Below are 13726 nucleotides of genomic sequence, written 5' to 3'. Positions count from 1 at the left end.
CGAGAAACAGTCGTTGAAACAGCAATGCTTGGGTCATCGGCAAGCACGGAGGAATAGTGAATTGACCCGTAACGCGATGATCTCGATCATCGACGACGATGAGTCCGTTCGACTTGCAACTGCAAGCCTCGTTAGATCGTTGGGTTTCATCGCATTTGCATTCGAATCGGCCGAGGATTTCCTGAGGTCATCTAATCTGGAAAACACGTCGTGCTTGATCTGCGATATCCAGATGCCCGGAATGACAGGAATAGAGCTGCAGGATCATTTGATCGAACATGGCTATCACATACCGACCATTTTGATCACCGCCTTTCCCGAGGAGCGTTTCCGCAAACGCGCTCGAGAAACGGGCGCCATCGGCTTCTTCCGCAAGCCGTTGGATAGCCAGGCCATGATCAGCTGTATCGATTCTGTGCTCCATGGCACGCCCTAGCGGCACCTGGGTGCACCTTCGCCCTTCAAGCGAAGGGGGCGGCAGATAGCGGCAGCGTCGAACAGAGAAGCCAACATCCAGAGAAGCCAACATCGAAAGTCCATGGGCGTCGAGAAACAACTGATTCCCCTGCGACGTAGGTAAGGAGTGCTTCATGGCACGCACAGCAGATTTTTCGAGCGAAAGCGGGCTTCGCCGTTATCTCGACGCCATCAAACATCTCCCCATGCTGACGCAGGGGCAGGAACAAACGCTGGCGAAACGCTGGCGCGAGAACAACGATCCGGAGGCCGCTCACCAGCTGGTGGTGTCGCATCTTCGCCTCGTTGCCAAGGTTGCCATGCGCTATCGCGGATACGGGCTGCCGATGTCAGAGGTAATATCAGAGGGCAGCATCGGTCTGATCAAGGCGGTCAATCGCTTCGAACCGGAGCGCGGCTTTCGTTTGGCGACCTATGCGATCTGGTGGATCAAGGCGTCCATTCGCGAATATGTCCTGCGCTCCTGGTCGCTGGTGAAGATCGGTACGACGCCCAATCAAAGAAAGTTGTTCTTCAATTTGCGGCGGCTCAAGGCTCGCCTCTCGGCGCTGGACGACGGTGACCTGCATCCAGATCAGGTGGAACTCATTGCAAGCGACCTTGGCGTGACGGAGAAGGAGGTTGTCTACATGAACAGCCGCCTGGGCGGTGACACGTCGCTCAACGCGCCCCTGCGAGGTCTGCCCGAAAGCGAATGGCAAGATCTGCTGGTCGAGAGCGAGGACAACCAGGAGTACAGGCTCGTTCAGTTCGAAGAAGCCTCCAACCGGCGCAGGGCGCTGATCGACTCGCTTGGCGTGCTCAACGCGCGCGAACGGTGTATCCTCGAGGCGCGCCGGCTTGCGGATGACCCGAGGAGTTTGGCGGATCTCTCCAACGAATTCGGCGTTTCGCGCGAGCGTGTGCGCCAGATTGAGATGCGCGCCTTTGAAAAACTGCAAAATGCGGTGAAGGTTGTCTATGCGAAACGGGATGAAATCCAGACCGTTGTCAGTGTGGAATAGATGGACGACGGCGCCGAAGGACAGGACGGTCGGACCGGAGCGCAAACCGGCGCTGAGCAGCACGGCTGCGCCCGGCTGGTTCCGGGAAAATCGCAAAAACCAATGAGGCGAGACAGCCGGCTTTAAGCAATTCCAGCCGCTCGTGAGCTGCCACGACATGGCCAGCAATCGCGGAGTTGCGTACTTCCCACCCGCCAGGATCGAAGCGCTGGCCGTCCGTAGGGCGAATTGCCGGCACTGCCAATGCGATCAAAAAGTAACGTGTGTAGTTAAGAGATATACGTATATCAAACAAGTGTATTATACTGAGAAATGCCTCCTGCATCTACATACAGGTAGCTTTCGACGACTTAGAAAGCTTCAACTACAGGAGTGTATTATGAAAAAGACAACAACAATCTTGGCGACGATTGCTCTGGGCGCAATGCTGGCAACCGGTTCGGCGACGATGTCAATGGCGCACGGCGGTGGCGGCGGCGGACACGGCGGAGGCTTTGGCGGCGGCGGCTTTGGCGGTGGCGGTCATGCCGAAAGCATGGGGGGCGGCGGCCATTTCGGGGGCTTTGGCGGCGGTCATTTCGGGGGCGGCGGCTTTGGCGGTGAGCACGGCGTAGGCGTTGCCGGTGGCGGTCGTATCGCAGGCTTGGGCGGTGAGGCGCATGTCCATGGCGTCCATGTCCGCGACGGTCACAGGTTCAGAAGGGGCCGCGGCTTCGGTAGTGATTATTATGACGACGGCTACTGCGGTTACCCGTATCCGTATCCATACGAAGGGTATCTCGGCCTTTACCCATATTGTCCGTGATATTGTCCGTGATCCACCACGGCCTCTTCGAATCCGGACCCCACGAGTGGGGGCCGGATTCGAACACCCAAGGATTTTGCCTCGCACGTCTACCGAACTGCGGCCCGGCTGGAATTCGTTTCGTACTGCCGATGCCGTCGTGCCCCCAACGAGTCATAGCCATAGATGATGATATATCTCTGTCAAACATAGGCGCTATTTCGAGAATGAAATACATGACTAATATAAGTACTGTTCTCAATTTTCAGGAGCGTATCGTGAGAAAATTAGCGACAACATTGGCGAAGATTACTTTGGGCGTGATGCTGGCGACCGGCACGGCGACGGTCTCCATGGCGCGCGGCAACGGCAGCGATGGTCATGCCGTAGACTTTAGCGACTTTAGCGGTGGCGGCATTGGCAACCGCCAGCACCAACACCCGCACCACAAGGTCGTTTTCAGCGATGGGGAATATCACTTTCAGCCTTGGTGGAACTACGACACCGATGCTGCTTACTGCTCGTTCGATGCCGTAAATCAGAGTTACGATGGGCCCAGTGGAATGTGGCACTCTTGCCCGTGATCCAACCTCGCCGACCGGGTGATCGGATCGAAGCGGTTTCCCCGATGGCGGCACAGTCCCATGGTGCAACGGTCAAGTCCGCCGAGAGGGGGCTTGACCGATTTCCAAAGGCGTGATGAGGCCCAGGAAGTGATCTAAAGCGCGTCGCGTTTGAACGGATTCATGCGACGCGCTTTAAGTTCTTGTTTTCATGCATGTCGTTGTCGCAAAACCGCTGCGCACTTTGCGCGACATGCATTAGCGCCGGCTTTCAGCACTGCGTGCCACAACAAACCTCGACATAGTCATGTTGGTTTCCTTGCCTTCGACGGTCGTTGGGCGCTGATCGGTGGCTCGGGTGGCGCGTTCGGATACGTCAATTCCCACCCGCCACCGAGCGCTTTGTACAATTGGACGAGGTCGATCGAGATGTTGGTCGTGCTCTGTGCGTGATCCTGTTCGGCTTGCAGCAATGTGCGTGCGGTGTCGAGCACGGTGGTGAACTCGGTGACTCCGTCATTGTAGCGGTCACGGGCCAGCGACAAGGCCTGTCGCAGATGCTCGACCTGCCTGGCCAGTCGGGCGCGCCGCTGCCGTTCGGTGCGGTAGTCGATGAGGGCATCGACAACTTCGTGCCAGGCTCGCAGCACTGTCCTGTGGTAGGCGATCGCCGCCTCGACCTGCTGGGCCTTGCGAAGCTCCAGTGTCGCCTTCAGCCGGCCGCCCTGGAAAATCGGTATCGAAATGCTCGGACCGAGATTGGTTGTGATCGCCCTGGCCGTCAACAGACTCCCGACCTTGAGGGCGTCGAAGCCCACCGACCCATTCAGCTGGATGGATGGATAGAATTCGGCAACTGCCACGCCGATGTCGGCGGTGGCCGCGTGAAGCTGCGCTTCCGCGGCGCGAATGTCCGGCCGCCGCCGCGCGAGATCGGAAGGAATGCCGGCCGGAACCCGGGCAGGCATCGGCACCACCTGTTTGCCGGTGGCGAGTTCGCCGCGCAGCGCATCGGGCGGCAGGTCGAGCAGAAAGCTCACGGCGTTGATCTGCTGCGCTTCCTGTTGTTGCAGGCTGGGCAGCTGGGCACGGATGGCTTCGACCTGCGCGGCGGCGTTCTCGACGTCCAGACTGGTCGTCAAGCCTTGCAGCTGGCGCGTTTGCGTCAGCTGCAAAATGTCCTGCTGGATCTTCAGATTGTGGTTGGCGATCCTGATCAGGGTCTGCGTGCCGCGCAGCTGGATATAGTCGCGTGCGGTTTCGGCGAGGCTCGAGACGAGCGCGTCACGCCGCTGCTCCTCGGAAGACTGGATCTGCGCATCCGCAGCTTCGACCTGGCGGCGGACGTGCCCCCAAAGATCGAGTTCCCACGAAGCATCGAAACCGCCAGTAAACAGATCGGCCGGCTTTGCGGAAGAAATGCTCGGCGAACCAAGGAGACCTTCGATCAGGCTGCCTTTGGCACTCACATCGCTAAGATTCTGATGTTGGTATCTGGCGCTGCCATTCAGGCCAGGCAGTTGGGCGGAGGCCACGGCGGCGCGCTGAAAACGGCTTTCTGCGAGCCGGACGGTCGCGGTCTTCACATCGAGGTTGGCGTCGGCGACGCGCTGCATGAGCGAGGTAAGGGTCGCGTCTCGAAAGGCCTGCCACCAAGCGGGGTCGACGGGCTCGATAACCGTCGCGCTGGACCCCTCGGAGCCCACCGGCGCAGCTGCCGCGCCGTCCGCAAACCAGCGTTTTGGCAGGCCCGGATCAGGCCGAATGAAATCCGGTCCGACAGTGCAACCTGCCAGCGCGAACATGACTGAAATCGCTGCAACGGCGCGCAAATCTTGGCCCATGATCAATCCGCGTGGCTGGCGCCCTCGCCGTCGGCTGCCTTCTTGCCGGATAGCAGGAGGCAAAAGGGAACGGCGAGGAAGGCGACAAAGGAGAAAAACAGAAAGACGTCCGAATAGGCGAGGACGGCAACTTGCGTCTGGAAGACCTGGTAGACCTTTCCAACCGCCATTCCATGAACCGATCCCGCGGCATGCCCCGTCGCCGTCAACGCACGTTCGTATTGATCAACCAGCACGTCGTAGGGTTGATGAAAGGGCGAGGCCCATTCCGACAGATAGGACTGCCGGATCTGGCTCCGCTCGGTGACGAGCGAGGTTGCGACGGAAATCCCTATCGAACCGGACACGTTGCGAACCATCGAAAAGAGGGCAGCCCCGTCGCCACTCAGTTCGCGTGGCAAACTGAGATAGGTGGTCGTACTGATGGGCACGAACAAAAACGCTAGCGCGGCTGCCTGCAAACTGCGCATCAGCACGAGTGTCGGGAAATCGATGTTCGGTGCCAGATGGCTCGAGAAGAAGAGCGCAAATCCCATCACCAGAAAACCGGCAGCCACGACGAACCGCGTCTGGACGATTGTCATGAGACGTCCCACCAATGGAATAAGGACGATGACGACGATGCCGCCTGGAGAAAGAATGAGCCCCGCCCAGGTTGCGGTATAGCCGAGAACCTGTTGTGCGAGCTGCGGGATGACGACGGCACTAGCGTAGAGGATACTGCCCATCACCGCGATCATTGCGCAGCCGGCGGTGAAATTCCTGTCCTTGAACACGTCGAGATTGACGATCGGTTTCTTGGCAATCAGCAGCCAGCCGATCGCGCCCGCGATTCCCAGGAAAGCGAGCAGCGCCATCAACACGATGAAGGGCGAACCGAACCAATCGTCATCCGTGCCGCGATCCATCATGATCTGCAGGCATCCGAGACCAAGCGTGATGAGCGACAGGCCAACGTAGTCGAGCCCCCGGCTCTTCCTGTTCTTCACCCAAGGCGGATCTTCGACGAGGATCGCGTTCAAAAAAACCGCGAGGATGCCCACGGGTATGTTGATGAAGAAGATCCAGCGCCAGGTCGACTGATCGGTGATGATGCCGCCCAGCGTCGGGCCGAGGACCGGTGCGACGATCGTAGCGATCGCCGTCACGCCGAATGCGGCCGCGCGCCTGGCCGGTGGGAACGTGTCCAGGATGATCGACTGCTGGTTCGGTTGCAGGCCGCCACCAAAGAAACCCTGCAGCAGCCGGAAGACGATCAGTTCGCCCAGACTGGTCGACGTCCCGCACAAGAACGAGAAGACCGTGAACATGGTGATGCAGATCAGGAAATAGCGCTTGCGCCCGAAGAGATCGCTCAGCCAGCCAGAAATGGTCAGCACGATCCCGTTTGCCACCAGGTAGGAGGTGAGCGCCCAGGTCGCCTCGTCATTGCTCGCCGACAGACTGCCGGCGATGTGCGGCAAGGCCACATTGACAATCGTCGTGTCGAGGACTTCCATAAAGGCGGCAAGGGTCACCGAAACCGCGATGAGCCAGGGATTGTAACGGGGCTTCCAGGTCGCGCTGGCCTCGGCTGGAGCGCTGCTCATCGAACCGATACCGTCGGAACCACCGATATGCCGAGCGGCAGCGGACGCTTGGGATCGAGCCCGCTGTCGATGACGATCTTGACCGGCACGCGTTGGACGATCTTTACGAAATTGCCGGTGGCGTTTTCGGGTGGGAAGGCGGTGAACTTCGAGCCGGATCCCATCTGGATACTGTCGACATGGCCACGCAGGTCGAGCCGAGGATAGGCATCCACGTCAATCTTTACGCTCTGGCCGGGCCGCAGACCATCAAGCTGGTTTTCCTTGAAGTTGGCCGTGATCCACATGTCCGGCGGAACGATTGAGAAAATCTGCTGCCCAGGCATGACGTAGTTGCCCATTTCCACGTTGCGCCGGGTTATCCAGCCGTCCTGCGGCGCCGTCACGACCGTCCAGGAGAGATTGAGCTCGGCTTGATCAAGCTGCGCTTGAGCCTGTTCGACTTGACCGTTCTGCTGTTCGACCTGCGCATCGCTCTGGCCGATGTGCTGCTCGACCGGTGAACTCAGCTGAACCTGGGCTTCGGCTTGCATGACTTGCGCTTTGCTTTGGCGCAGCGCCGCCAACGCGGCATCAACCTCCTGCTGCGTTGTCGCGGCTTTCGGCAAAGTGCTCTGCCGGTCATAGTCGGACTGGGCCTTTGTCAAATTGGCCTGTGCCGTCGCCAATTGAGCCTGGGCCTGTTGGAACAGGGCGGGGAAATTCTTGCGAGCGATCTCGGTCGCCAGCCGTTCCCCCGCAGCTTGCGCCCTGGCGCTGTCCAGGGTCCCCTGCGCCCGGTTCCGCTCGCTCATGTATGAGCGCGGATCGATATGGATCAGCGGATCACCCCTGTGAACATATTGGTTGTCAGTCACGTCCAGCGACACGACGAGGCCCGAAACCTGCGGCGCGATGGTGACAACCCGCCCATCGACATAGGCGTCATCCGTGCTCACCAGGTTGAGGTTCGCGTACCAGTAGTAGGACCCGCCGAGGACAAGAGCAGCCAGGACAATGAAACCGACGATGAAGACCGCTGGCCGGCGGTTTCGGTGTCCATTATCTGAACCGCCTGGTCCGCCCGCGCGCTCGCTTCCGACGCTCGCCTCGGGCTGCCCGTCCGCCGGCGGCGGGCCTCCTGGAGCTTGTTGGCCATGACCGCCTTCACCAGGGCGGCTATCGGCGGTTGTGGAGATAGTGCGGTTCGGCGCGCGAGCGATCGTAAATGTCTCCCCGATAGGGGCGCTTGCCGGCGGCATCTTGGATCCGCCACTGGCTTGGCGGAGCACACTGATCCTGGCGGTCTGGGACATCGGGCGCCTCTCTCATGCGAACTGATCTGAGACGTTTCCCGATGTCGTCGATTTCGCCTGTAGCGACCGCTATCGGTTTGCGAGGCCGCTGACAGGCTTCGGCGGAAGCCGGCTTGCCACTCAGGAACTAGCGGTCACGGGCTCGTTTCGACCCATGCGTTATTCGGGCAATTGGCTGTCTCTCCTTCTGTTTAGATTAGAGTGTTGGCGACCACGCGATCCATCCCACAAAGGTATACGAAAGCGCAGCATAAGTCTGAATGACTCATACATTGGTTTGCAGCGGAGACTTCACTTTGCGGAATGCGCGGGGTCGGCGTGCGAATAGGGAAATCCAGCCGCCTTTACGGAAGAGCGCTTCCCCCTCCATCTGGCATCCTCTCCGATCTGACCCGGCGAAATGCGTTCGAACGGCCCAATGACGTTCCTTTACGCATGCCTCTCCCGGACACACGAAACGACGGTAGTTCCAATGCAAAATGACAATGATGTTGCGACGCCAATCTTGCTGACCGCAATTGTGATCGCTCTGTTGTTCAGCGGGCCGAGCCTGGCGCAAGTCAGCACGCCCACAACAGGAATGACTTCGCCCCTCTCTGCAGTCGGTTCGCCCCTCAATCCGGTTGGTATTCCTCTGGGCGCGGTCGAACTCGATCCCGGTGGCTTGACCGCGCCTGGCTCGCCAACGACATCCGGCTCCATAGGCACGAGCAATCCCGGGTGCACCAATGTCCTGGCGCCAAGTGTTCTGGCGTCACCCTCCGAAGTTGCCGGAACGACCTCCACCCTTTCCACTTTCGATGGCGGAGGGGTTGACGGAACCACAACCATGAGCGGGACGTCTGTGAACCCGATGCCTTCAACAGCATTGGGTACCTGTAGCACGACGGCGTCGAGCGCGTCGCCTTCCGGCACCACATCGATACTGTCCACCACCACTGGCACATCGTCCGGGACATCGTCCACGGGTCTTGGGACCCCGGCTGGGATTCCGCTGGGGTCTTCGGAACTCAGCAATTTGGGAGTGAGCCCGATAATTAGCATTCCAACACCCGATTTAGCCGATCCGGTGACAAGTCCACTGGTAACGGTTCCAACCTGCGGCAGCACGGATGTGACAGGCACAAACACGCTGTCGGCGTCCGGCTGCTGAAAAAAGCGATCCCGTCTTTGTAGGAGCCTTCGATGCGCAAGCGACCCGTCATTGTTGCCGCGCTGCTGATCTTGATCGGCGGCGTTGGGTTTGCAGCCAAGCATATCTACGATCCTTCCGAACCTGCGGTGGCCTCTGTTCCCGCGCCGGCGGTTCCGGTCGTTGCCGGAAAAGTAGCCAGTCACGACGTGCCGATCTACCTTCGTGGAGTGGGAACGGTGATCGCCTACAACAACGTGGTGGTGCACAGCCTGATTTCAGGACCGATTACGAAGATCGCATTCACGCAAGGTCAGACAGTGAAAAAGGGCGATCTGCTGGCGCAGATCGACCCAGATCCCTATCAGGCACAAATCGATCAGATTACCGCGACCCGCGATCGCGACCAGGCGCAACTCGTCAACGCGCAGGCAAATCTGGACCGCTACACGCCACTGCTGGCGAAAGGCTTTGCCACTTCCCAGTTGGTGGCCACGCAGAAGGCTCAGGTCATCCAGCTCCAGGCGACAATCAAGGCAGACGAGGCTCTGTTACAGGCCGCTCAGATCAATCTGAGCTACACCCGTCTGACCTCGCCGATCGACGGTGTAACGGGTATCCGGCAGATCGACGAAGGCAACATCATTCATCCGACCGATACTTTTGGTCTGGTCGACGTTGCGCAGGTCCAACCGATCTCGTTGATCTTTACGCTGCCCGAGGAAACGCTCCCTCAAATCCAGCAGCAGATGGCCAAGGGGCCGCTTACGGTCTTTGCGTACAGCCAGGACGACAAGACCAAGCTCGACGAAGGCAAGCTCCTGCTTGTCGACAACCAGATCGTCCAGACGACAGGTACGATCCGCCTCCGGGCCACGTTTCCGAACGCTGGCAAGCAACTCTGGCCGGGAGCACTGGTGAATGCGCGTTTGCTTCTTGATACCCGCACTGGGGGGCTGACGATCGCCGCGTCGGCGGTGCAGCAAGGTCCGAATGGCTCCTATGTTTATGTGATCGCACCTGATGGAACCGCGCAGATGCGGCCTGTCACTGTCGCACAGCTGACCGGGGGACAAGCTCTCATCGATTCGGGCCTCAAGGCGAACGAAACTGTCGTGGTCGACGGACAGTACAGGCTCGCGCAGGGCACCCCCGTCCAAGTGCTGCAGGGTAGAGCCGCTGATGAAGCCGCCCTGCAAAGCGCAGTGCAGCAAGCAATCCCGTGAATATCTCGGCCCCTTTTATTCACCGGCCGATCGCGACAGGCCTGCTGATGGTGGGTCTGCTGCTGTGTGGGCTCGCCACCTATCAGCTTCTGCCGGTCGCATCCTTGCCGAACGTCAACTTTCCCACGATTCAGGTGTCAGCGCAGTTGCCCGGCGCCGATCCCGAAACCATGGCGTCGTCGGTAGCCACCCCGCTTGAGCAGCAGATAAGCCAGCTCCCCGGCGTTACCCAGCTGACTTCGACCAGCGCGCTTGGCAGCACACAGCTCACCGTTCAGTTCGACCTGAGCCGGAGCGTCGACAGTGCGGCGGTTGACGTGCTGTCGGCGATCAATGCCGCCAGCCCCGATCTGCCGCTGGGCATCCCCTATCCGCCGACCATCCGCAAGGTTAATCCGGCGGATACGCCGATCCTGGTGCTCGCACTGACATCCGATACCCTGCCGCTGACGACGGTCGATGCCTATGCGGAAAACATCCTGCTGCCGAAGATCTCGCAAATCTCCGGCGTCGGTCTTGTCGGGATTGGCGGCCAGCAGAAGCCGGCGATCCGTGTGCAGATCAATCCGCAAGCCGCCGCGGCCCGCGGCATTGGACTTGAAGATGTTCGCAACGTGCTCGGCGAGGCCAATGTTGATATTGCGAAGGGCACGCTCAATAGCCCGCGTCAAACCTTCACGCTCAACACCAACGATCAGCTGCTCAAACCTGACCCTTACAATGATATTGTCGTCGCCTATCGCAATGGCTCGCCTGTGCGCATCCGCGACATCGGCACCGCGATCGACGGGCCTGAGAACCACTTTGTAGCCGCCTGGTTCGACAAGAAGCCCGCTATCTTGCTGGCCATCCGGCGCCTGCCCGGTGCCAATGTGATCGAGACGGTCGGCCGCATTCAGGCCTTGTTGCCCCAGTTGCAAGCCTCGATCCCGCCCGGCATCAAGGTATCGGTCGTTTCGGACCGCACACAAACCATCCGTGCCTCGGTCGCGGACGTGCAATTTACGTTGATGCTGACCGTCGCTCTGGTGGTGATGGTGATATTCCTGTTCCTGCGCAATTTCTGGGCCACAGTCATTCCCGCAGTAACCGTGCCCCTTTCGCTCGTCGGCACCTTTGCCGTGCTCTATGCGCTTGGTTACAGCCTCGACAATCTGTCGCTCATGGCCTTGTCGATCGCGGTCGGCTTCGTCGTCGACGATGCAGTCGTCGTGATCGAGAACATCGTCCGCCACGTCGAAGAAGGCCTTACCCCGATGGAGGCTGCGCTGAAGGGCTCGAGCGAGATCGGCTTCACCATCATTTCGATTACGCTGTCACTCATCGCCGTATTCATTCCACTATTTCTGATGGGAGGTTATGTCGGCGAACTCTTCCAGGAATTCGCCGTGACGGTGAGCGTCTCACTGATCCTGTCGCTGGTGATCTCGCTCACGCTGACGCCAATGATGTGTGCGCGTCTGCTCAAGAACGAGGCCAACGTCAGGCACGGGCGGCTCTACAATATTTGCGAACGCGGCTTCGACGCGCTGCTTGGATTGTATGAACGGGGCCTGAAGATCGTCCTGCGGCACACTTTCATTACGCTGCTCGTCATGCTCGGAACGATTGCCGTCACCGGCTATCTCTACCTTGTCATCCCGAAGGGCTTTTTCCCGCAACAAGACACCGGCCTGATTATCGGCGTCACAGAGGCCGATCAGGATATCTCGTTCCCGGCCATGGCCGAGCGCCAGCAGGCGATAACCAACGTTGTGCTGAAGGATCCGGCGGTAGCTTCGGTCGGAGCCTCGATAGGAGCAACTGGCGGGAGCACACTCAATCGAGGGACGATGTACATTGCCTTGAAGCCCAACAACCAGCGTGACGTCAGCGCCGATCAGGTGATCAGCCGGCTGTCATCCCAACTCGCCAAGACCCAAGGCATAGCGCTTTACATGCAAGCGGCGCAGGACATCACTGTCGGCGGTCGGGTTTCGAAGACGCAGTATCAATATACTCTGGCCGATGCCGATTCCAACGAGCTCAACCATTGGGCGCCGATCTTCCTCGACAAGCTTAGAGGGATACCAGGAATCGTTGACGTGGCCACCGATCAGGAGAATGCCGGACCACTGCTCGACGTGACCGTCAATCGCGAAGTCGCGTCGAGTTTCGGTATCCTTCCATCGACGATCGACAACACGCTCGACGATGCCTTCGGCCAGCGCATCGTCTCCACGATGTTTACCCAGCTCAACCAGTATCACGTCGTTCTCGAGGTCAGCCCGGAATTCCAGTACGGCCCCGAAGCGCTCAAGGATATTTATCTGAATTCTTCGACAGGGCAGCAGGTGCCGTTAAGCGCGCTGGTGACCAGCGTGACGAAGGCCGCGCCGATCGTGATCAATCATCAGGGCATGTTTCCGGCGGTCACGATCTCCTTCAATCTAAAACCCGGGGCGGCGCTCGGAAATGCGGTCGCCGCTATCCAGCAGTTCGAACGCGATGCCGGAAAGCCTGCTTCGCTTGCAACCAGCCTCCAGGGCAATGCGCAAGCCTTTCAGTCGGCGTTGTCAGGCACACCAATCCTGATCGGAGTGTCCCTGGTGGTGATCTACATCATCCTCGGAGTGCTCTACGAGAGCCTGATCCATCCGATTACAATTCTGTCGACGCTGCCTTCAGCCGCTATCGGCGCCTTGTTGTTGCTGATGGCGGTCCATATGGACTTCAGCGTGATAGCGCTGATCGGCGTTATCCTGCTGATCGGCATCGTCAAGAAGAACGGCATCATGCTTGTCGACTTTGCGCTCCAGGTCGAGAGGAACGAAGGTCTCAGTCCGCAGGAGTCGATCTACCGGGCTTGCACCATACGTTTCAGGCCGATCCTGATGACCACCATGGCGGCGATGCTGGGCGGCGTGCCGTTGATGCTGGGCACCGGCGCCGGATCGGAAATCCGCCAGCCGCTCGGCTACACGATCGTGGGTGGCTTGGTGCTGTCGCAAGTTCTCACGCTCTACACGACGCCGGTGGTCTACCTGTATCTTGAGCGGCTCGGCAAATTCCTGGGTGGCTTGCGAGGCGCAAAAACACCGCCTGTGGAACCCGAGCAGGGCGAACTCTTCTCCGAAACGACGCACCCGGCCGGCTAGACCACGACCCCGACAAGGGGGAACCGGTTTCAGGATAGGATCTTGGTCAGACTTGAGATAGAGCCCGTCCCGATTCCATCGGGATGGAACAGGCTCCAGGCGGTGATTGGTCGTGATTGCCCCGGTCATGTTCTCATAGATTGCCCAGCGTCAAGTCGCTGCGCGCGGTACGGGGGCAGACCTGCGCGGCTCGTCCGGTCCGCCGACGCGAGACAGTACGATGAGCTTGGTTCGCGGCTCAGCGGGGGAGGTTCAGGTCCCGTTGTCGGGGGGTATGAAGCAGTAGACGTTTTTCCCAGCCGCGCAAATGTGGGCTGTTTCGTTCCATGAGTAGGGGTGTTCAGGCACTCTTCTGGACGGCTCGATCGGCGTCCATACTCCGTTGAGTTTACCCCACCACTTTCCACCCTCGAACTTGGCAACCGTTGGCCGACAGTCCCCGCCGTGGCAGCATGAGCCACCCAGCGTGTTATGCATCCCCATGTAGATGTCGTGCCACTTCTCGTGCCCCTGGCCGTAGTTGCCCTCGGGAGGCCCAGCCGGGACGTGGGAGGTATGATCCTGAGCCAGTGCGGGGCTGGCCACCAGCAGGAAAACCAGTGGGCGGAAGTCCATCGCTCAACATCCTCCATTTGGTGTTGCGGGTTGTCTCGTCGAAACATTCCAGAGAGCAAA

Annotated in this window: 10 protein-coding genes; 5 read left to right on the top strand and 5 right to left on the bottom strand. The window is 59.6% G+C overall.

Going from position 1 to position 13726, the window contains the following annotated elements; genetic code table 11:
• The first annotated feature begins 61 nt into the window (after nt 1-61).
• A complete protein-coding gene (locus tag OHD62_RS01905) occupies nt 62-436 on the top strand; it encodes a response regulator transcription factor (protein WP_244734480.1) in 375 nt (124 codons plus the stop codon).
• A 154-nt stretch (nt 437-590) separates the two neighbouring features.
• Nucleotides 591-1481, top strand: a complete 891-nt coding sequence (gene rpoH, locus OHD62_RS01900; protein WP_263780541.1) for an RNA polymerase sigma factor RpoH — start codon at nt 591-593, stop codon at nt 1479-1481.
• Between the two features lie 451 nt (nt 1482-1932).
• On the opposite strand, the gene OHD62_RS01895 is transcribed toward rpoH, so the two are convergent.
• Entirely contained in the window at nt 1933-2148 is a 216-nt protein-coding gene (locus tag OHD62_RS01895) for a hypothetical protein (RefSeq protein WP_263780540.1), read from the bottom strand.
• A 344-nt stretch (nt 2149-2492) separates the two neighbouring features.
• Between OHD62_RS01895 and OHD62_RS01890 the strand changes: the two genes are divergently transcribed.
• Nucleotides 2493-2849 (top strand): hypothetical protein, encoded by a 357-nt coding sequence (locus OHD62_RS01890; RefSeq protein WP_263780539.1) that lies wholly within the window; start codon nt 2493-2495, stop codon nt 2847-2849.
• A 284-nt stretch (nt 2850-3133) separates the two neighbouring features.
• On the opposite strand, the gene OHD62_RS01885 is transcribed toward OHD62_RS01890, so the two are convergent.
• The 4 genes from OHD62_RS01885 to OHD62_RS01870 form a co-directional block, all read right to left on the bottom strand.
• Entirely contained in the window at nt 3134-4672 is a 1539-nt protein-coding gene (locus OHD62_RS01885; protein WP_263780537.1) for an efflux transporter outer membrane subunit, read from the bottom strand.
• A gap of 2 nt (nt 4673-4674) precedes the next feature.
• A complete protein-coding gene (locus OHD62_RS01880; RefSeq protein ID WP_263780536.1) occupies nt 4675-6261 on the bottom strand; it encodes a DHA2 family efflux MFS transporter permease subunit in 1587 nt (528 codons plus the stop codon).
• Nucleotides 6258-7556, bottom strand: a complete 1299-nt coding sequence (locus OHD62_RS01875) for an HlyD family secretion protein (protein ID WP_263780535.1) — start codon at nt 7554-7556, stop codon at nt 6258-6260. The genes OHD62_RS01880 and OHD62_RS01875 overlap by 4 nt, the downstream gene beginning before the upstream one ends.
• 429 nt (nt 7557-7985) lie before the next feature.
• Entirely contained in the window at nt 7986-8522 is a 537-nt protein-coding gene (locus OHD62_RS01870) for a hypothetical protein (protein WP_263780533.1), read from the bottom strand.
• 219 nt (nt 8523-8741) lie between these two features.
• On the opposite strand from OHD62_RS01870, the gene OHD62_RS01865 reads away from it, so the two are divergent.
• Complete coding sequence (locus OHD62_RS01865) at nt 8742-9914, top strand: efflux RND transporter periplasmic adaptor subunit (RefSeq protein ID WP_263780532.1); 1173 nt, start codon at nt 8742-8744, stop codon at nt 9912-9914.
• A complete protein-coding gene (locus tag OHD62_RS01860; RefSeq protein WP_263780531.1) occupies nt 9911-13051 on the top strand; it encodes an efflux RND transporter permease subunit in 3141 nt (1046 codons plus the stop codon). Before OHD62_RS01865 ends, OHD62_RS01860 begins: the two co-directional genes overlap by 4 nt.
• The last annotated feature ends 675 nt before the right edge of the window (nt 13052-13726 follow it).

Source organism: Mesorhizobium sp. YC-39 (assembly GCF_025753795.1).
Classification (GTDB): domain Bacteria; phylum Pseudomonadota; class Alphaproteobacteria; order Rhizobiales; family Rhizobiaceae; genus Mesorhizobium.
Note: the sequence above shows the minus strand (reverse complement) of the source record. Positions and strands in the feature narration are given on the sequence as shown.

Excerpts from the sequence above, each read along its gene's own strand:
- rpoH (WP_263780541.1), top strand. The coding sequence starts at position 591 with ATGGCACGCACAGCAGATTTTTCGAGCGAAAGCGGGCTTCGCCGTTAT.
- OHD62_RS01895 (WP_263780540.1), bottom strand. The coding sequence starts at position 2,148 with ATGGACATGCGCCTCACCGCCCAAGCCTGCGATACGACCGCCACCGGC.
- OHD62_RS01890 (WP_263780539.1), top strand. The coding sequence starts at position 2,493 with ATGAAATACATGACTAATATAAGTACTGTTCTCAATTTTCAGGAGCGT.
- OHD62_RS01885 (WP_263780537.1), bottom strand. The coding sequence starts at position 4,672 with ATGGGCCAAGATTTGCGCGCCGTTGCAGCGATTTCAGTCATGTTCGCG.
- OHD62_RS01880 (WP_263780536.1), bottom strand. The coding sequence starts at position 6,261 with ATGAGCAGCGCTCCAGCCGAGGCCAGCGCGACCTGGAAGCCCCGTTAC.
- OHD62_RS01875 (WP_263780535.1), bottom strand. The coding sequence starts at position 7,556 with ATGTCCCAGACCGCCAGGATCAGTGTGCTCCGCCAAGCCAGTGGCGGA.
- OHD62_RS01865 (WP_263780532.1), top strand. The coding sequence starts at position 8,742 with ATGCGCAAGCGACCCGTCATTGTTGCCGCGCTGCTGATCTTGATCGGC.